This window comes from Bradyrhizobium sp. CCGUVB14 (assembly GCF_024199935.1).
In the GTDB taxonomy this organism is placed as follows: Bacteria; Pseudomonadota; Alphaproteobacteria; order Rhizobiales; family Xanthobacteraceae; genus Bradyrhizobium.
Genome location: NZ_JANADS010000001.1, coordinates 3,551,046 through 3,569,021, shown reverse-complemented (window position 1 = coordinate 3,569,021; position 17,976 = coordinate 3,551,046). Strand labels below are relative to the sequence as shown.

Annotated in this window: 20 protein-coding genes; 2 read left to right on the top strand and 18 right to left on the bottom strand. The window is 64.1% G+C overall.

Translation table 11 applies throughout. The annotated features are described in order from the left end of the window. Positions 1-2: 2 nt before the first annotated feature. A complete protein-coding gene (locus tag NLM32_RS16510; RefSeq protein WP_254135325.1) occupies positions 3-1,433 on the bottom strand; it encodes a PLP-dependent aminotransferase family protein in 1,431 nt (476 codons plus the stop codon). 100 nt (positions 1,434-1,533) lie between these two features. Here NLM32_RS16510 and NLM32_RS16505 point away from each other — a divergent pair, with 100 nt between their 5' ends. Next, complete coding sequence (locus NLM32_RS16505; protein ID WP_254129997.1) at positions 1,534-2,451, top strand: DMT family transporter; 918 nt, start codon at positions 1,534-1,536, stop codon at positions 2,449-2,451. Here the strand turns inward: NLM32_RS16505 and NLM32_RS16500 are convergent. The 17 genes from NLM32_RS16500 to NLM32_RS16420 all read right to left on the bottom strand — a co-directional run bounded on the left by NLM32_RS16500 (position 2,430) and on the right by NLM32_RS16420 (position 16,838). Then, positions 2,430-3,488 (bottom strand): YeeE/YedE family protein, encoded by a 1,059-nt coding sequence (locus NLM32_RS16500; protein ID WP_254129996.1) that lies wholly within the window; start codon positions 3,486-3,488, stop codon positions 2,430-2,432. The two genes, NLM32_RS16505 and NLM32_RS16500, sit on opposite strands and share 22 nt — an antisense overlap. A gap of 2 nt (positions 3,489-3,490) precedes the next feature. Then, entirely contained in the window at positions 3,491-4,495 is a 1,005-nt protein-coding gene (locus NLM32_RS16495; RefSeq protein ID WP_254135324.1) for a zinc-binding alcohol dehydrogenase family protein, read from the bottom strand. 177 nt (positions 4,496-4,672) lie between these two features. Further along, complete coding sequence (gene paaK, locus NLM32_RS16490) at positions 4,673-6,004, bottom strand: phenylacetate--CoA ligase PaaK (protein WP_254129995.1); 1,332 nt, start codon at positions 6,002-6,004, stop codon at positions 4,673-4,675. 32 nt (positions 6,005-6,036) lie between these two features. Continuing rightward, on the bottom strand, positions 6,037-6,486 hold the full coding sequence (gene paaI, locus NLM32_RS16485; RefSeq protein ID WP_254129994.1) for a hydroxyphenylacetyl-CoA thioesterase PaaI: 450 nt from the start codon (positions 6,484-6,486) through the stop codon (positions 6,037-6,039). Positions 6,487-6,541: 55 nt separating this feature from the next. Then, positions 6,542-7,624 (bottom strand): 1,2-phenylacetyl-CoA epoxidase subunit PaaE, encoded by a 1,083-nt coding sequence (gene paaE / locus NLM32_RS16480; RefSeq protein ID WP_254129993.1) that lies wholly within the window; start codon positions 7,622-7,624, stop codon positions 6,542-6,544. Between the two features lie 2 nt (positions 7,625-7,626). Continuing rightward, positions 7,627-8,130: a 1,2-phenylacetyl-CoA epoxidase subunit PaaD gene (paaD, locus tag NLM32_RS16475; protein WP_254129992.1), complete on the bottom strand. Its 504-nt coding sequence runs from the start codon at positions 8,128-8,130 to the stop codon at positions 7,627-7,629. Continuing rightward, a complete protein-coding gene (paaC, locus tag NLM32_RS16470) occupies positions 8,124-8,900 on the bottom strand; it encodes a 1,2-phenylacetyl-CoA epoxidase subunit PaaC (RefSeq protein WP_254129991.1) in 777 nt (258 codons plus the stop codon). Before paaC ends, paaD begins: the two co-directional genes overlap by 7 nt. Next, positions 8,900-9,187 carry a 1,2-phenylacetyl-CoA epoxidase subunit PaaB gene (paaB, locus tag NLM32_RS16465; protein ID WP_008136594.1) on the bottom strand — a complete coding sequence of 96 codons (288 nt, stop codon included), beginning with the start codon at positions 9,185-9,187 and terminating at the stop codon, positions 8,900-8,902. Before paaB ends, paaC begins: the two co-directional genes overlap by 1 nt. Positions 9,188-9,197: 10 nt before the next feature. Then, positions 9,198-10,190: a 1,2-phenylacetyl-CoA epoxidase subunit PaaA gene (gene paaA, locus NLM32_RS16460; protein ID WP_254129990.1), complete on the bottom strand. Its 993-nt coding sequence runs from the start codon at positions 10,188-10,190 to the stop codon at positions 9,198-9,200. Between the two features lie 76 nt (positions 10,191-10,266). Continuing rightward, positions 10,267-11,133, bottom strand: coding sequence for a phenylacetic acid degradation operon negative regulatory protein PaaX (gene paaX / locus NLM32_RS16455; RefSeq protein WP_254129989.1), 867 nt, complete (start codon positions 11,131-11,133; stop codon positions 10,267-10,269). Positions 11,134-11,213: 80 nt separating this feature from the next. After that, positions 11,214-11,618 carry a DUF4259 domain-containing protein gene (locus tag NLM32_RS16450; protein WP_254129988.1) on the bottom strand — a complete coding sequence of 135 codons (405 nt, stop codon included), beginning with the start codon at positions 11,616-11,618 and terminating at the stop codon, positions 11,214-11,216. Between the two features lie 43 nt (positions 11,619-11,661). Next, positions 11,662-12,432, bottom strand: a complete 771-nt coding sequence (locus NLM32_RS16445; RefSeq protein WP_254129987.1) for a triacylglycerol lipase — start codon at positions 12,430-12,432, stop codon at positions 11,662-11,664. A gap of 202 nt (positions 12,433-12,634) precedes the next feature. Continuing rightward, positions 12,635-13,921 (bottom strand): DUF445 domain-containing protein, encoded by a 1,287-nt coding sequence (locus tag NLM32_RS16440; RefSeq protein WP_254129986.1) that lies wholly within the window; start codon positions 13,919-13,921, stop codon positions 12,635-12,637. A gap of 167 nt (positions 13,922-14,088) precedes the next feature. Beyond that, positions 14,089-14,544 (bottom strand): phasin, encoded by a 456-nt coding sequence (locus NLM32_RS16435; protein ID WP_254129985.1) that lies wholly within the window; start codon positions 14,542-14,544, stop codon positions 14,089-14,091. Between the two features lie 244 nt (positions 14,545-14,788). Continuing rightward, positions 14,789-15,382 carry a GNAT family N-acetyltransferase gene (locus NLM32_RS16430; RefSeq protein WP_254129984.1) on the bottom strand — a complete coding sequence of 198 codons (594 nt, stop codon included), beginning with the start codon at positions 15,380-15,382 and terminating at the stop codon, positions 14,789-14,791. Further along, on the bottom strand, positions 15,379-16,461 hold the full coding sequence (locus NLM32_RS16425; RefSeq protein WP_254129983.1) for an alpha/beta fold hydrolase: 1,083 nt from the start codon (positions 16,459-16,461) through the stop codon (positions 15,379-15,381). Before NLM32_RS16425 ends, NLM32_RS16430 begins: the two co-directional genes overlap by 4 nt. Further along, on the bottom strand, positions 16,458-16,838 hold the full coding sequence (locus NLM32_RS16420) for a hypothetical protein (protein WP_254129982.1): 381 nt from the start codon (positions 16,836-16,838) through the stop codon (positions 16,458-16,460). Before NLM32_RS16420 ends, NLM32_RS16425 begins: the two co-directional genes overlap by 4 nt. Before the next feature lie 178 nt (positions 16,839-17,016). On the opposite strand from NLM32_RS16420, the gene NLM32_RS16415 reads away from it, so the two are divergent. Then, positions 17,017-17,931: an alpha/beta fold hydrolase gene (locus NLM32_RS16415; protein WP_254129981.1), complete on the top strand. Its 915-nt coding sequence runs from the start codon at positions 17,017-17,019 to the stop codon at positions 17,929-17,931. Positions 17,932-17,976: the final 45 nt, after the last annotated feature.

Genomic DNA, 17,976 nt, shown 5'->3' with positions numbered 1-17,976 from the left:
CGCTAGAAGCACGACACCATTGCCCGCAACGCCGCGCTGATCTCGCTCTCGCGCCAGGCCGCGAAGCCGAGCAGCAAGCCATGATCGCGCGGCTTGGCCAGCGCCAGGCTCGATAGCGCCCGCGTTTCAACGCCTGCGTCGACCAAGCGTTGCACCGCCGCCTGATCGGCACGGCCACGCTTGAGGCGGGCGACGAGCTGGATGCCGCCCGAGGGCGCCTCAACCGAGAGGGCCTCGCCGAGATGACGCTCCAGTCCCGCGACGAGGTGATCGCGCCGCGCGTGATAGAGCCGGCGCATCCGGCGGAGATGCGCGAGGAAATGCCCGTCCGCGATGAATTCGGCCAGCGCCTCCTGGATGTGGCTGGACGCGATCAGGCCGATGTGCCGCTGCGCAATCTCCAGAGTGCCGACCAGCGCTGGAGGGACGACGAGATAGCCGAGCCGGATATCCGACGTCATCGCCTTCGAGAACGTGCCGACATAGAACACGCGACCGTGCGCATCGAGGCCCTGCAGGGCCGGCACCGGCCGACTGTCATAGTGGAATTCGCCATCGTAATCGTCCTCGACGATCCAGGTCTTGCCGGGCCGGCTCATGCCAAGGAATTCCGTGCGGCGTGCAAGAGACATCAACCGCCCGGTCGGATGCTGATGCGATGGCGTCATGAAGATGAGTTTTGGCGCGGCTGTCCCCGGCATCCGCTGCATGCCCTGCTCGTCCAGTCTCATGCCGGTGACATGCGCCCCTGACGCAAGGAAGGCGGCTGCGGCGCCGGGATAACCGGGATCTTCGACCCAGACCTCGTCACCCGGCGTGATCAGAACGGCCGCGATCAGGGTCAGCGCGGCCTGCGCACTCGGCAGGATCAGGATCTGGTCTGCGGTCGCGCGAACGCCTCTGCTGGTCGCCAGATAGTGCGCCAGCGCCTCGCGCAGGCGCGTTCGGTTGACCGGTCCGAGCTCACGCTTGCCCGCGCGCACAGCGCTGCGGCGCAGGCAGCGCGCCCAGACCTCGTTCGGAAACTCCCGCGCATCCCCATGTCCCGGACGCAACGGCTTGAGCGGCGCCTGATAAGACATCGGCCAATCCGTCTGCCTGAGCTTCGATGCCCAGGGCGAGAGCTGCGGCTTGGCGGAGCGAATGCCGGATGCAGTCGCGGCCGACCCTTCGATGCGTTCCCCGCCGTCGACCGTCACCACAGGACGACGGCCGTGCGACGCCTCGAGATAACCTTCGGCGGCGAGCTGCTCGAACGCATAGGTGACGGTGTTACGGGAGACGCCGAGATCGCTCGCAAGCCGGCGGCTCGACGGCAACGCGCGGCCTTTGGCGAGCCGGCCGGTTGCGATCAGGCTTCGGAGCTGGCCGGTGAGCTGAGCCACCAGCCCGTCATCGTCGGCCCGATCTAGGTCGATCAGACCGGCGATCATGCTTTCGGAAACTGGCACCTTATTCCTTTCAGATCTGGCACTTTTTCAGGTGCCAGACGGGATGCTATCCCGCAGACCGCACAGCTTCAAGGATTCTGCGATGAACTCGTCCCTCGCCCCGCGCACGGCCATCGGCCTGTTCCTGATCGTCGTGCTGGCCTGGGGCGTGAACTGGTCGATCACCAAGCAGCTCGTGCAATTCCTTCCGCCCCTCTGGACGTCGGCGATCCGGAGCTGGATCGCGCTCGCCGGCTTGTTCGTGATCCTTGGCCTCAGCAACAATCTGGTGATCCCGGAGCGGCGCGACATTCCCGTGGTCCTGAGTGTGGCGCTGCTGCACATGACGATCTTCTCGGTCCTGGTTGCGGCCGGCGTACGCTTTCTGCCTGCGAGCAAGGCCATCGTGCTCGGTTACACCACGCCGCTCTGGGTGGCGATCGCGGCACCCTTGCTGGGAAAAGAGACCCTGACCGCACCGAAGCTCGTCGGTGCCCTACTCGGACTGATCGGGCTAGCCGTGATCCTGAACCCGACGTCGATCGACTGGACCAACGCCAACGTCGTGCTCGGCGCAGGCATGGTGATCCTGGCCGCGATCTCCTGGGCCGCGAACATCATCTATATCCGCGCGCATCGCTGGATCGCGTCCCCGCTCCAGCTTCTGATCTGGCAGGTGCTGGTGGCAACGATCATCCTGACCGGCTCGGCGTTGGTCACCGACGGCGTGCCGCACGCGGAATGGTCCTGGAAGCTTGTGTTGCTATTCCTGTATTCCGGCCTGATCGGAACAGCGCTGGCCTACTGGGCGATGTCGATGGTCAACAAGAGCATTTCGGCCCTGACCACGGCGCTCGGCACCACCGGGACGCCGCTCGTCGGTATCGCCAGCGCGGCAATATTGCTGGGTGAGCCGATCGAGATGAGCCTTGTCATTGCAGCCGCGCTGATCGTGACCGGCATTGGCCTGGCCACGCTGGGCGACCGGCTGCTGCGCCGTCAGGCCACCGCGAGCGGCTGAACGCGCAGCGCACCGCGCAGGCCTGCACTTGCCCCGAGCAGGATGCCGGCGACCGCAATGAACGAGCCTATTGCGAGCGTCGAGACGCCGGTGAGCCCCTGCCCGATCGAGCAGCCGAATGCCATCACGCCGCCGATCCCCATCAGCGCGGCACCACCGGCCGAGCGCAGCATATGGCGTGGCGATGAATAGCCTTCGAGATGGAAGCGGCCCGTCGCGAGCGCCGTCACCAGACTGCCGGAGAAGACACCGGCCACCGTTGCGATGCCGAAGTTGAGCGTCAGGCCGGTCGACAGCATCGCGTATTGCAGGCTGTCGGCGATCGGCGCGATGAAAGTGAGCGACGTCACCGGGACCGGATTGAAATCATCGGCGCCGAGATAGCCGGTGGCGTACCAGCCGCCGGCGACGAGAAGGCCGACGATGACGCCCGCCGCAATCTGGCCCGGCGAACGGCGAAACGCCGGATGGGCGAAAGCAAACAGGATCAACGCAATGATGATCGCGGCAGCGGCCAGCGCGCGCCCAACGGCTTCGCTGAGACCAAGCATCGCGAGCAGTGTGGGCAGCGAATTGGCGCTGAACGTCGCTTGGGAAGCCTGAACCAGCGCAATACGTGCCGGCGCAATCAAACCCTTCAGCGTCATCTGCGCCGCAATGGCGAGCACGATCACGACGACGAAGGAGCGAAGATTGCCGCGCCCGAGCAGCACCAGTGCGCGCGAGCCGCAGCCGTTCGAGAGCACCATGCCGTAGCCGAACAGGAGGCCGCCGAGAAACAGCACCGGCGCCGAGAAGGTTGCCTGCAGGTAGATCGATTTGCCGAGATCGACCATGCCTTTGCCGGCGAGGAATTGGCTCGCGGCGACCGCAACGGCAATTGCCAACGCATAACTCCGAACCAGCCGCCCGTCCCCCTCCGCCAGCCACCCGCGCATGCTGCTCATCAGGCAGAAGCCGCTGAGCAGGCCGACGGAGCCATAGATGAGGCCGATGACGAGGCCGGCGAGGATGACGAGTTGGGTGGATGACTCCATGATTACGGCTTCAGGATCACGCGATCCCGCGAGGAGCCGGCGACCGCGACGTAGGCCTCCCTGGCGCGTTCGAGCGGATAGACCGCATTCGCCTTGATCGGGAACGGTTTGAGGTGACCGCTCGCAAAGCCCGGACCGAGATCGCGCAGCACGCCGCCCGTCGCGATCGACGACAGGCCCAGCGTGTCGATGCCGACATAGGTGTGCTGGCCCCGATAGAATTCGAGGATGTTGAACTGCACGATGCGGTCGATCGCGGCGATCAGGATCTGGCGGCCACGAAGCGCGAGCGACTTGTGCGCGGCCTGGAAGTAGGGATCGCCGACCGTATTGAAGACAATGTCGGCGCCCTTGCCGCCGGTCAGTTCGCGCACGCGTGTGGCGACATCGATTGCGGAGGCGTCGATCACCTCGATCGGCGCGTTGCTATGGCCTTCATAGGCTTCCGCCTTGCGTACCACACCGATCACACGCGCGCCTTGCCAGGTCGCGATCTGCACCGCTGATTGCCCGACCTTGCCGTTGACGCCGAACACCATCACCGTCTCGCCGGGCTTCGGAATGCCGGCGCGACGAAAGCCTTCCATCGCGGTGACGAAGGGCACGCCGATGCCGGCAGCTTCCTCCCATGACACCGTCTTCGGCTTCTCCACCACGGCGTCAGCTTCGACGACGAGATGGCTCGCATGGGTGCCGTCGCGGCGGATGCCGAGATCGCCGGAGGAGCCGAACACTTCGCGCCCCATCGTGCCGGCCGGCCCGTCAATCACCACGCCGGCGTAGTCACGACCTGGCGTCCGCGGGAACACGGCATAGGGCATCAGCCCCGTGGCAGCCTTGACGTCGGAAGGATTGACGGCGGCGGCCTTGACCTCGATCAGGAGATCGTTCGGGCCGCGCGTGAGCGTATGACGCTCGACGCCCGGCGAAATCGCAGCGGCGTTTTCGGCCTTGGCATTGAGGCGGACACAGCGCGCCTCGACGGTTTTTGTATCGGCTGGCGACATGGAAAAGACCCGCGATTTCTCGCGGGCCTTGTCGCCTTTGGGGGCGGTCAAGTCAACCGCCTCCCCTCATCTGAGGCGCCTGCGAAGCAGGCGTCTCGAAGGATGCAGGCCCCGCAGCAGCCGGGCCTGCATGGTTCGAGACGGCGCACCGCGCCTCCTCACCATGAGGGTGGAGACTTAATCCTTCGGCCGCTTGTCGTAGAGCCGTTTGGCCTTTCCGAGCGAGCGCTCCAGCGTCGCGGGCGCGACCACCTGCACCTTCGAGCTGATGCCGATCGTGTTCTTGATGTGGGTCGAGATTCGCTCGGCGTGGTCGACGAGGCCTCTGCCATCCCAGCTTTCGGGGCGTGCCTCGGCGATGATGGTCAGCTCGTCCATGCGGCCTTCGCGGGTCAGTTCGAGGATGAAGTGCCCGCCGCACCAGTCGGTGGCCAGCAGCACCTCCTCGATCTGGGTCGGGAACAGGTTGACACCCCGCAGGATGATCATGTCGTCCGAGCGGCCCGTCACCTTCTCCATGCGCCGCATGCCCGGTCGCGCCGTGCCCGGCAGCAGCCGCGTCAGATCGCGGGTGCGATAGCGGATCACCGGAAAGGCTTCCTTGGTGAGCGAGGTGAACACCAGTTCGCCCTTCTCGCCGTCCGGCAGCACCGCGCCGGTCTGGGGATCAATCACCTCGGGATAGAAATGGTCTTCCCAGATGTGCAGGCCATCCTTGGTCTCGATGCACTCCTGCGCGACGCCCGGGCCGATCACTTCGGACAAGCCATAGATGTCGGTCGCATCCATGTCGAAGGCGTCCTCGATCTCGCCGCGCATGGCGTTGGTCCAGGGCTCGGCGCCGAAGATGCCGACCTTGAGCGAGCACTGGCGCGGGTCGAGCTTCTGCCGCTTGAACTCGTCGAGGATCGCCAGCATGTAGCTCGGCGTCACCGTGATGATATCAGGGCGGAAATCGTTGATGAGCTGCACCTGCCGCTCGGTCATGCCGCCGGAGATCGGCACCACGGTGCAGCCGAGCTTCTCGGCGCCGTAATGCACGCCGAGCCCGCCGGTAAAGAGACCATAGCCATAGGCGTTATGGATGATCATGCCGGTGCGACCGCCGGCCGCGCGGATCGAGCGCGCCATCACCTCCGACCAGGTCTCGATGTCGGCTCGGGTGTAGCCGACCACGATCGGTTTGCCCGTCGTGCCGGAGGACGCATGCACGCGCACCAGTTTTTCGCGGGGCACGGCAAACATGTTGAAAGGGTAGTTGTCGCGGAGATCCGTCTTCACCGTGAACGGAAACTTTGCGAGATCGGAAAGCTCGCGAAAGTCGGACGGATGCACGCCGGCCTTGTCAAAGGCGTTGCGATAATGCGCGACGTTGTCGTAGGCGTGCTTCAGCGACCAGGCCAGGCGCTGCTTCTGCAACGCCATGATCTCGTCGCGCGACGCGCGCTCCTGCGCATCCAGCTCAGCCCTATAGACGTGGCCGCCTTCCCTGGGCTTCGTCGAAGCCATCTTCGTCTCCCCACATTGATGTGTTCTTCTGCTTATTGGTCTTGCGCCGGCAGCCACGTGCCGGGAATGACACGCGAATGCCCGCGGAATTCTGCGATGACAGTGTCGCCCGCGGTAACGCGCACGTCGTAGATGCCGGAGCGGCCGCTTCGGGTGACCTCGCGTGCCTTCGCAACGAGGCGGTCGCCGAGCTTGCCGGGCTTGATGAACGTGATCTGGCCTTGTGCGGCGACCACACGATCGTTGTGGGAGTTGCAGGCAAAAGCGAACGCGGAATCGGCGAGCGTGAAGATGAAGCCGCCATGTGCGATGCGCTGGCCGTTGACCATGTCCGGCCGCACCGTCATGGCGAGCGTCGCATAGCCCGGGCCGACCTCGACGATTTCCATGCCGAGGCCCTTGGAGGCATCGTCCTCCGCCCACATCGCATCGGCGCAGGCGCGGGCAACATCTTCAGGCGACAGGGCGGCTTTGACGTTCACGCGCTTCTCCCGGCCAATTGCTTGCTCATGATGTTCTGCTGGTTGGCCAACACTGTCAAACGTGGTCGTAATCGACCACGACCCGCTCCGACGATGGCTTGGCCTGGCAGGTGAGCACAAAGCCGGCCTTCAGCTCCCACGGCTCCAGCGAATAATTGAGGTCCATCGGCGCCTCGCCCTCGACCAGTTTGGCGCGGCAGGTCGAGCACATGCCGCCCTTGCAGGCGAAGGGAAGATCGACGCCGGCGCGCAACGCAGCATCGAGGATCGCCTCGTCCTCGGCAACCGGCACATCCCGCCGCTTGCCATCGATGATCAGGGAGGCGATCGCTTTCGGCGGCGCATCGGCGGCGACGGCCTTCTTCGGTCGCGGCTTGCCGCCGAACTCGGACACGAAGCGTTCGACGTGGATGCGATCGTCAGCAATGCCGAGGTCGCGGCAAGTCGCCTCGATCTCGTCGCTCATGCCTGATGGCCCGCAGACGAAGACGTGATCGACGCTTTCGGCCGGCACCAGCGAGCGCAACAGCACCCTCACCTTGTCCCCATCGAGCCGGCCATGCAGGATCGGGATGTCCTGCTCCTCGCCGGAGATGACATGGAAGATCGAGAGGCGGTCGATGAAGCGGTCTTTCAGCTCCTCGAGCGCCTCGAGGAACATGATGTTGTCAGTCGCGCGGTTGCCGTAGAACAGGAAGAAGCGGCTGTCCGGTTCACGCGCCAGCACGCCTTTGACGATCGACAGGATCGGCGTAATGCCGGAGCCTGCGGCAAAGCCGACATGGATGCGCCCGGCTTCGGCCGGAGAGACGACGCCAAAACGGCCCGTCGGCGTCATGACGTCGAGCTCGTCGCCATGTTTCAACTCGTCTGCCGCCCAGCTCGAGAACGCGCCGCCGTCGACTTTCTTCACGGCGATGCGGATTTCGCCGTCGTCGGGGCCCGAGCAGATCGAATATGAGCGGCGCACCTCCTCACCGTCGAGCGTGGTGCGCAACGTGAGATACTGGCCGGGGCTGAAGGCATAGTCGTCGGCAAGTTCGCGCGGGATGGCGAACGTCATCGAAACGGCGTCCGACGACTCGCGGCGGAGATCGTTGACGGCCAGGCGATGGAAGCGCGGTGCGGCTGCTGACATGGTCAATGACACTTAAAATAGTCGAAGGGTTCACGGCAGGACTTGCAGCGCCAAAGCGCCTTGCAGGAGGTCGAGCCGAATTCGGACAGCAGCTCGGTCTCCCTCGAATCGCATTGCGGGCACGTGATGGCCTGCTCGCCGAACAGCGCGCGACGCGAGTTTGACGATTGCGGCGGCGCGATGCCGTAGGCGTGCAGCTTCCGGCGTCCCTCTTCGCTCATCCAGTCGGTGGTCCAGGCCGGCGACAGCACGGTGCGCACTTTGGGCTCGCGGAAGCCCGCGCGTTCCAGCGCGATCTCGATTTCGAGCGCGATCATGTTCATGGCCGGACAGCCCGAATAAGTCGGCGTGATCGCGACCTCGACGTGATCGCCGTCGAGAACGACATCGCGGAGCACGCCGAGATCGGCGATGGTCAGCACCGGAATTTCGGGGTCGACAACGCTGCCCGCGGCGTCCCAGGCGCGCTGGTGCAACTCGCTGTCGTGCTCCAGGGCCGTCACCATGTCTGCCCCGGGAAAGTGCGTTGCATCGATTGCAGCTCGGACAGGAGATGACCGAGATGCTCGCTGTGGCGGCCTGCACGGCCACCCTGCTGCATCCAGTCATTGTGGGGCAAGTGAAGCGTTGCTTCACCAACGACATCGGACAGTGTCGTCAGGCATCGGCCACGCAAGGTGCCGGGATCCACGGCAATGCCGGCATGGATCAGGGCACGCTCACCTTCATCGACGGCAAACATTTCGCCCGTGAAGGCCCAGAAGTGATCGATCGCGGCTTGCGCGCGGACGTGGCTTTCTTCCGTGCCATCACCGAGCCGGATGATCCATTCCGAGGCATGACGCAGATGATAAGCGCTCTCCTTCTCCGACTTGGCGGCGATCGCCGCGAGCGTCTCGTCGCGCGAATTCATCATGGCGCGCCAGTAGAGATCGGCGAAGGCCGAATAAAAGAACTGCCGCACCAGTGTCTGGGCGAAATCGCCGTTCGGCTGCTCGACCAGCAGCAGATTTCGGTACTGCCTGACGTCGCGCAAATAGGCGAGCTTGTCCTCGTCGTTATCCCTGCCTTCGGTCTTGGCGGCGTAGCCGTAGAGCTCGCGGGCCTGCCCGATGAGGTCGAGCGCGATGTTGGAGAGCGCCATGTCCTCTTCCATCATCGGCGCGTGCCCGCACCATTCCGACAGCCGGTGGCCGAGGATCAGGGCGTCGTCGGCACGGCGCAGGGCGTAGAGCACCAGCGGCGTTTCGGTGACCTGGATGTTGGCGGCGGGCATCACATGTGCCCTACTTCTTCCGGCACCTCATAAAACGTCGGGTGCCGGTAGATCTTCGATTCCGCCGGCTCGAACATCATGCCCTTCTCGGCGGGGTCGCTCGCGGTGATCGCGGTCGACGGCACGACCCAGATCGACAGGCCCTCGCCGCGGCGGGTGTAGATGTCGCGTGCGGCTTGCAGCGCCATGGTGGCATCGCTCGCATGCAGCGAGCCGACATGCTTGTGCGCGAGCCCGTTGCGGCTGCGAATGAAGACTTCCCACAGCGGCGTATTCGGCGTGGCCATATCGATCTCCTTATTCCGCAGCTTGCGCGGTCTGGCGCTGCGCGCGCTTGGCTGCATAGGCCGCAGCGGCCTCGCGCACCCAGGCGCCTTCGGCGTGCGACTTGCGGCGCGCGGCCATGCGGTCGCGATTGCAGGGGCCATTGCCGGCGAGCACCTGCTTGAACTCGGTCCAGTCGATCTCGCTATAGCGCCAGTGCCCCTCCGCATCCTGCGTCATTCCGGGATCGGGAATGGTGAGGCCGAGATATTGCGCCTGCGGCACCGTGGCATCGACGAACTTCTGGCGCAGCTCGTCATTGGAGAAGCGCTTGATCTTCCACTTCGTCGAGGTGTCGCTGTGCTGGCTCGTCGCGTCCGGCGGGCCGAACATCATCAAGACCGGCCACCACCAGCGGTCCAGTGCGTCCTGCGCCATCGCCTTCTGCTCGTCCGAGCCGCGGCACAACGTCAGCATGATCTCGTAGCCCTGGCGCTGGTGAAACGATTCCTCCTTGCAGACGCGGATCATGGCGCGCGCATAGGGACCGTAGGAGCAGCGGCACAGCGGAATCTGGTTCATGATGGCGGCGCCGTCGACCAGCCAGCCGATGGTGCCGATGTCGGCCCAGGTCAGCGTCGGATAGTTGAAGATCGAGGAATATTTGGCCTTGCCGGCCAGCATGGCGTCGACCAGCTCCTCGCGCGAGGTGCCGAGCGTCTCGGCAGCCGCATAGAGATAGAGCCCGTGGCCGCATTCGTCCTGCACCTTGGCGAGCAGCGCCGCCTTGCGGCGCAGCGTCGGCGCGCGCGTGATCCAGTTGCCTTCGGGCAGCATGCCGACGATTTCGGAATGAGCGTGCTGAGAGATCTGGCGGGTGAGCGTCTTGCGATAGGCGGTCGGCATCCAGTCGTTCGGCTCGATGCGCTCTTCGGCATCGATGCGAGCCTGGAACTGCGCGGCCTTGGCCGCGTCCTCAAGACCGCGATCGTCGGTCTCGGCCGTGTTCAGCGCCTGGGTATACATGCGCATCCTCCCGTTTTATTGGGAGGCAATATATAACAAAAATTACTTCATGCAAGATATTTCTGTAACATATAAATCAGGCCTCGAACCTCCTCTCCAGAAGCTTTCTCGCCGGCGGAAGCGCCCCCTTCTCGTTGGTTCCATGGCTATCAAGCCATTGTTCGGACGGCGCCAGCAGCGCGCGATAGATCTCGCCGCAGAGCTCGCGGGCAGCTCTGCCCGGCCAATCCGCCGGCAGAAGACTCTCCGGCAGCAGCGGATCGCGCAGAACGACGCGGCGGTAATAGTGGATCAGCAGGATGCGCGCGGTGAAGGCATCGGCCTCCGATAGCACCGTGCCGCGCGCGATCGCGGCGCGCAGCGGCTCGAACGTCTTCATGAACTTCAGATAGGCATCCGCAGTGCGCTCCAGCGGCCAGCTCGCGCTGAGCAGGCGGCGCCCGCTGTCATCCTCAGCCGAGACTTCGAGCCGGATGGCGCCCGCAGCCTCCTCCGGCACCGGAACGCCCGACGGAGCGACCCAGACGCCAGGCAGAGGGCTGCCGAAGCCGGCATTGCGCAGCGCCTCGCGCGAGGCATCGCGATCCCAGCCATTGCCGATCAGCAGCAGCTCGAAGCGACCGGTCCAGTCCGACGGCGGCGGATCGTAGATGTGGCGCGTCGCGGCCTCGAACGTCTCGCGGCCCTTCTCGGCCAGACGATAAAAGCTGTTGCGACCGACCTTTTCGCGGGTCAGCCAGCCATCGGCAGCGAGCCGCGACATAGCGGTGCGCACCACGCTGCCGTCGATATCGAGGCCCTCGAAGAACGCCAGCAGCGTGCCAAGCCACACCGAACCACCGCGCGGCACGACGGCATCGCCGAACATGGTGATGACGATGGAGCCCGTGCGTGACGGCTCACGCTTGAGCTGGTCGATAATGCGAGAGAGCGGATGCGCCATGCTTCACGCATAGCGCGATTTGCGTGGGGCGAACAATCCAATCAATGGGATGTCGCTTCCTTGGCAGCACGGCAGGCAGTCTAGAGGCGTAGGATCACTTCCTCTACGCGACGCTTCCAATCGTCGAAATCTCGAGACTCACCCCAGAGTTCGAGGAGCTCGGAAGGTTCGACGAGAATTCGGGCGACTGACCGTTTGGCATTCTCTGCCAACTCATCCGAAATCGTGGCCTTCGAGTTGGCGATCCACGAATCTATCTTGGCTGTATACGCCGTCTGCTCCCCGGGACTCCCCCTCAATCTCGCAATGATGTCGGCGGCAGCAAGGCAATCCTCAGCGTCCGGAGCTTCAAGGTAACCATTTCCAATCGATGCCACACGATCGATTGCTTCGGTCAAGGTGTCGATGCCACCGCCCTCAGCAACAGTGAATGCGAAATCGCAGGCGCCATCGTTATCAAAAACGCCAGTTCCCCAAGCACCCAAGGTGACTGTCCTCTACCAGGATAAGCAGCCGCGCATGCGCTTTCTACCTGTGCGGATCGGGATACACGAGGCTGCGCCAGCCGCTGCGATCGAACGGCCGCCACTGGCCTTCCTTCTGCGCGAGACGGTCGGCGACGGCATAGACGACGGCGGGATGATGGCCCATGCCGCAATGGCTGCTCTCGACCTCGATACTCTCGGTCTGCGCGCCCGCCTTCTCCATGCAGCCTTGCCAGGCGCAGACGCCATCGGTGCGGCTGAAGATGGCGGTGGTCGGCACCGGCGGCGGCACGGCAAGCTCGCCGCCGAACTGAGGATCGACCCGATCAGACTTCTGCCCGCTTACCCACTCATAGACCTGCCATGCATTGGTCGACCGGGGATCGCCGGCAAAGGGGCTGCCGAGCGTGATCACCTGACGCACGCGCTCGGGCATCATCTTGGCAAGCTGGCGCGCATAGAGGCCGCCCAGGCTCCAGCCGACGAGGCTGATCTTGCGGCCGTGCTTGTCGCTGAGCTCCTCGACCAGATCGACCATCGCGTGCTGCACGCCCTCGCGCAGGCCGTAATTGCGGCCCTGACGCCAGCCGCTCACCGCATAGCCCTTGCTGGTCAGAAACGAGCGCAGTGCACGCGTGGAGACGTCGGAGGCCACCAGGCCCGGCAGCACCAGCACCGGATGCCCATCGCCGCGCGGTGCGAGGCTCAAGAGCGGCAGCGCGCCGAGGAATGCACCGAACTCGTGGATCGCGCGCCCTTCCAGAAACATCAGAGTACGGGACGGCGGACGCAGCGTCTGGGCAATAGCGGTCATCAATGGATCCCTTGGGCAAGAATTCCTGAAGAGCCCGCCGGCCGCGATGCCGGCAATGGGCATGGATTCCAATACGCCGGCTTCTTGAACGTTCCGCAGCGCAACATGAATCAGCTAGGCGGCCGGTTCCCGACATTCAACCCGCTGCAGCACGACGCCACAATAGGCCTGCGCGTTAATGCTAACGGGCGTGACGCAAAAGTCACAACAATCGGAGCAGGAATTCTACGGAGTAGAGCACAAGACCAGCGAGCCCGCCGATCAGCGAGCCGTTGAAGCGGATGTATTGCAGGTCGCGCCCGATGTTGATTTCGATCAGCGAAATCAGCTGCGCCATGTCCCATGCCTTGACCTGATCGGAGATGAAGGTCGAGACCCCGCTCTTCTGGTCGGCGACGAAGCTGCGCAGCACCGTCACCAGGCCCTTGTTGATCTCGCCACGCAGTTCGGCATCGCCGGCGAGCGCATCGCCGGCCGAAACGAACATCCCGGCGAGATGATGCTGGAGCACCTGCGTTTCGCCGGACGCACTGCGCTCGATGAAGGAGCGCGTGTTGGTCCAGACGGTGCGGGCCAGATCGGCAAGCTCGGGACGCGCCAGCAGATCGCGCTTCAATCCGTCGATGCGATCGACATAGGCCTGGTCAGTGCCGAGCCGGTCGACGAAGCCCAGCACCATGCGGTCGAACTCGCCGCGGAACGGATGCTTGGGATCGCTGCGCACTTCATTGAAGAAGGCGGTCGCCGACGACACGATCTTGGTCACCAGAAACTTGTCGGCGCGGTAGAGCTTGAGCAGGGTCGGCAACTCCGCGCGTACCTTCTCGCGGATCATCGCCATCGTCTCTTTCTGGTTCAGCGTCTCGTGCATCACGCGCAGGAGATCGTCGAACAGGATCTGGTGCCGCCCCTCCGCAACGAAGCCGCGCAGCGTGCCGGCGACGAGCGGCGCGAGATCGATGGCCTGGAGTTGCGAGGACATGCGCCGGATGATGAAGGTCATCAGGCCGGAGCTTTCCGTTGCGGAGACGGCTTCCGGCAGAAGGCGCAACGCGAAGCGCGCAAGATCGTCGCTGCGCTTACGGTCGCGCAGCCAGTCGGCAACGAAGGAGCCAAAGTCGATTTCATTCAACTTGGCTTCGACCGGGCCGGCCTCGAGGAAGTGGACCTGGATGAACTCGCCGAGCTTGTCGGCGATGCGCGCCTGGTTACTTTGGATGATCGCGGTATGCGGGATCGGCAGGCCCAGCGGCCGCTTGAACAGCGCGACCACGGCATACCAGTCGGCGAGCCCGCCGATGGTCGCAGCCTCCGCGAAGGCGGCGATGAAGCCGAACACGGGGTGCACGGACAACAACCACTTCGCGACGATGAACAGCAGAAGTGTCGAGGCCAGCACCAGCGTCGCCAGCATCTTGACGCGGCGCAATTCGGCCGCGCGTTCGGCATCGCCGGGAGTATCGAAGGAGAAGCTGGCGGGTGGATTCATCACTGCATCACCCTACTCGTCATTGCGAGCGAAGCGAAGCAATCCTGGCTCTTTCCGCAGAAAGCCTCTGGATTGCTTCGTCGCTTCGAACCTCGCGATGACAGCAGCGCAAAAACAAAAGGCCCGCCGAAGCGGGCCTCAAATTCAGTTTGTCTCAAGGCGCCGGATCAGGCGGTCTTGGTGTAGACCTTGGCAAAGTTGTCCTGAGCGGACTTCGCACCGTTGGCGGCGAGCTTGCCGAGATAGTCGGTGGTCGCCTTGGCGCGCGAAACGAAGGCTTCGCCGCGGGCGCGGAACAGGCTCGACTGGATCTCGACGGCTTCGCTGAACGACTTGGCGGACGCGAGCTGGTCGATGCCGGCGAAGAACGCCTGGGCGTCGTCATAGATCGCCTGCTGGATGTTGCGGCTGATCTTGCCGGCCTCGGCGACGGACTCGGTCACCGCGTTCTCGACGGCGGCGGTCACGCGCTCGGAGCCAGCGAAAGCCTCGGCAGCACGGTCCTTGGCAGTGTTGGCAGTCTTCTTGACGAACTCACGGGCCGCTTCGGGAACTTCCAGGTTCTGGATGTTCTTGAACGCGTCCTTGAAGCCTTCGAAAGCGGTGTTGGTTTCGGTGGTCATTGGGGTCTCTCCATCCTCATTGGGCTGAGCTATGGGCTCACCCCGTCCGGTTTTGGCCCGGGGCACGGCTTATATGGCATAGTTAATTGTGCGATGCAATATTCTTATTGCACTGCGATATCACGAAACCGTGAACAGCCTTAACGGGAGGCATTCTGATGCCTTCGTAGCCAACCCCTACTGTGCATGGGGTTGTTTTCCGGTTTTTGGTCGCCGGATGATGACCCAGTGCCGGACGGCGCTTCTAGTGCTGGACGGCGCCTGGCAGCCCATAGGCCTCCATCTGGGCCTGGACCTGCGCGATGTTGTGGCCGAGCACGACGATGTCATGGGTCTTGCCGGCGACATCCCGGACATGGTCCCGCAGCAGCGCCTCGGCCTTGAAGCCGAGGCTCTCGAACAGCGCGATCGCCGCCTGCTGGTCGACCGTCATCTGGACCGAGAGCTTTTCCAGGCCGGCCCCGAGCGCAAGCGCAAAGGTCTCCTGCGACAGCGCCTTCCCCACCCCCTTCCCGCGCACGTCCTGCGACACCACCATGCGGATCTCGCCGACATGGGGCGACCAGGAGTGGGGATCGCGCACCAGCGTGCCGCAACCGACGACCTTGCCGTCCTTCACCGCGAGCAGGCTCTGGATCGCGCCACGCTCGATCTCCTTGACCCAGGCGGACAGCACTTTCGGCTCACTGATGTTGCGCGGCAGGAACAGCAGGTCATGCGTCGGCAGGCCCTTGCCGAAGGCGAGCACCGCGGCTTCGTCCGCAGGCGACATCAGACGGATCTCGATATCGCCGGCGTCCGTCTTGACGCGACGCGGATAGGCACGCTGCTCACTCATGTCGATCTCTTTCCCAGCCAGGAATCCAGTTTCGGCCACAGCCGCTTCACCGCGTTGGCGCCGGCAACCAGCGAGACGTGACCGCCCTTCAGCATCACCTCTTCCTTGTCCGCGGAGCCGATCTTCGCGATCAGATGCTTTGCGGCCTCATAAGGGACGATGTGATCGTGCTCGGCGACCGCGTGCAGCATCGGCACCCTGATGTTCTCGAGCTTCGCCGCGCGGCCACCAACCGACATGGTGTCGTTGAACAGCTTGTTGTCCCACATCAGGTCCTTGGTGATGGTGCGGAAATATTCGCCCGCGAGCGGCAGCGTGTCGGTCGCCCAGCGGTCGAACATCCGGTACGATTTCACGAACTCATCATTCCAGATGTTTTCCCAGAGCTGGATCTGGCTCACTGCGCGCGAGGCCGGGCGCAGCATCTCGAATGACGACAGGATCATCTCAGGCGGCACATTGCCGACACTGTCGACAAGACGGTCGACATCGAAATAGCGGCGGTCTGAGAAATTCGAGAACAGCTTCATCTCGCGGAAGTCGATCGGCGTGGTGAAGCAGATCAAGTTCTTCATCGGCCCGTCCGGGAAGATCGAGCCGTAGAGCAGTGACAACACGCCGCCGAAGCAATAGCCGATGACGGAGACATCCTGCTCGCCGGAATCGGCCTGCACGCGACGGACGCAATCCGGGATGAAGTCGAGGACATAGTCCTCCATCCGCAGGCTCTTCTCCTCCGGCCGCGGCGCGCTCCAGTCGAGCATGTAGACGTCGTAGCCGCGCTTGAGCAGGAACTCGATAAAACTCTGGCCCGGCACGAGATCGAGGATGTAGCCGCGGTTGGTGGTCGCCATGACCACCAGCACCGGCACGCGGTAGATCTCGTCCGACATCGACCGATAGTGGTAGAGGCTCATCGTACCGCGCGAGTGCAGCACGTCCTTCGGCGTCGATCCGAGCGTCGGACCGGAGGTCGAAAAATATTCGACGCCCTTGATGCTGCGCTGGATCGCGCGCTGCACCTCGGACTGGATGCGCTCCGGGATTGCTGCGAAATCAAGTCCCGTCGGCGCGTTCATTTTTGCTCTCCGCCTTCGGATGGCGGACGTTTTGTGCGCGGCGGCCGCGGTGCGGCATCGATCGACGATCCACTTGAATGAGCCGACATCTGGCTCAGCATCGACCTGATCTCGCCGAGCTGCCCCTCGATCGACTGCAACCGCTCGGCGATGCCGGTCATCTGCTCGCGGCTCGGCAGGTTCATGGAGAGCAGGTACTTCTCCATGAGATCGCCGAACTGCTTCTGAGCACCTGCAGCAGCGCCGCCGGCACGATTCATCGCCTGCGAGAATTCGGGCGTCTCCATCGCCTTGGTGGCGAAGGAGTTGAAGCCCTTCTCCATGTCGCCGACCATCTTCTGCCACAAGGCGACCGGATCGGTGATCTTGTCGGTCATCAGCATCCTCCCGATGTGGAGGGCTTGTGCCCTTCTTTTCCCGCCATACCACACCGTTGCGGGGTGCCGGTCAACCGGCAAGCGGCGGGTGCCGCGCACACGGCTTCTTTGCCGCGGGAAACCGTGCGATACAGCATTGATCAAAAGCCAAATTGGTCAAAGTTAAGGGAACACGCCTGTGAACGCCCATCAGCCGCCCCAGACCCTCCGCGCCAACGGCATCGACATCTGCTACGAGATTTTCGGCAACGACAACGCCGAGCCGCTGCTGCTGATCATGGGGCTCGGCGCGCAGATGATCCATTGGGACGATGCGTTCTGTGAGCAGCTCGCCGCGCGCGGCTTTCGCGTGATCCGGTTCGACAACCGCGACATCGGCAAGTCGAGCCATCTCACCGGCGGCAAGCGGCTGACGCCGCTCGAGCTGCTCAAGCTTCGCTTCCTCCGGATTCCCGTGGCCGCAACCTACAAGCTGATCGACATGGCCAAGGACACGGTCGGCCTGATGGACGCGCTGGGCATCAGGTCGGCGCATCTGGTCGGAGCGTCCATGGGCGGCATGATCGCACAGGAGGTGACGCTGTCGTTTCCACAGCGCGTGCGCTCGCTGACCTCGATCATGTCGACCACCGGCAATCCGCGCGTGCCGCCGCCGACACGGGAGGCCTCCGCCATGCTGATGGCGCCGCCGCCGCGCAGCAAGGAAGAGTTCATCACCCGCTTCGGCGAGACCTGGAAGGTCTTGCGCGCCGGATCCTTTCCGGAGGAGGAAGCGCTCGATCCCGGCCGGGCCGAACGGGTCTTCGCGCGCGGTCTCAATCCGGCCGGCGTCGGCCGGCAGCTCCGCGCCGTGCTCGCCTCTGGCAGCCGCAAGGAGAGACTGCACGGCGTCAAGACGCCGACGCTCGTGATCCACGGCACCGTCGATCCGCTGGTCCGTCCCGAGGGCGGCAAGGACACGGCCGAGTCAATTCCGGGTGCGAAGCTGTTGATGATCGAGGGTATGGGTCATGCGCTGCCGATGCGGTTCTGGCCCGAGATCATCGACGCCATCGACAAACATGCGCATGGTGCGGCGGCGAAAGCGGCGTAAACCACACCACCGGTCTCCTTGCGGTGACCATGTGAGCTGACGGTT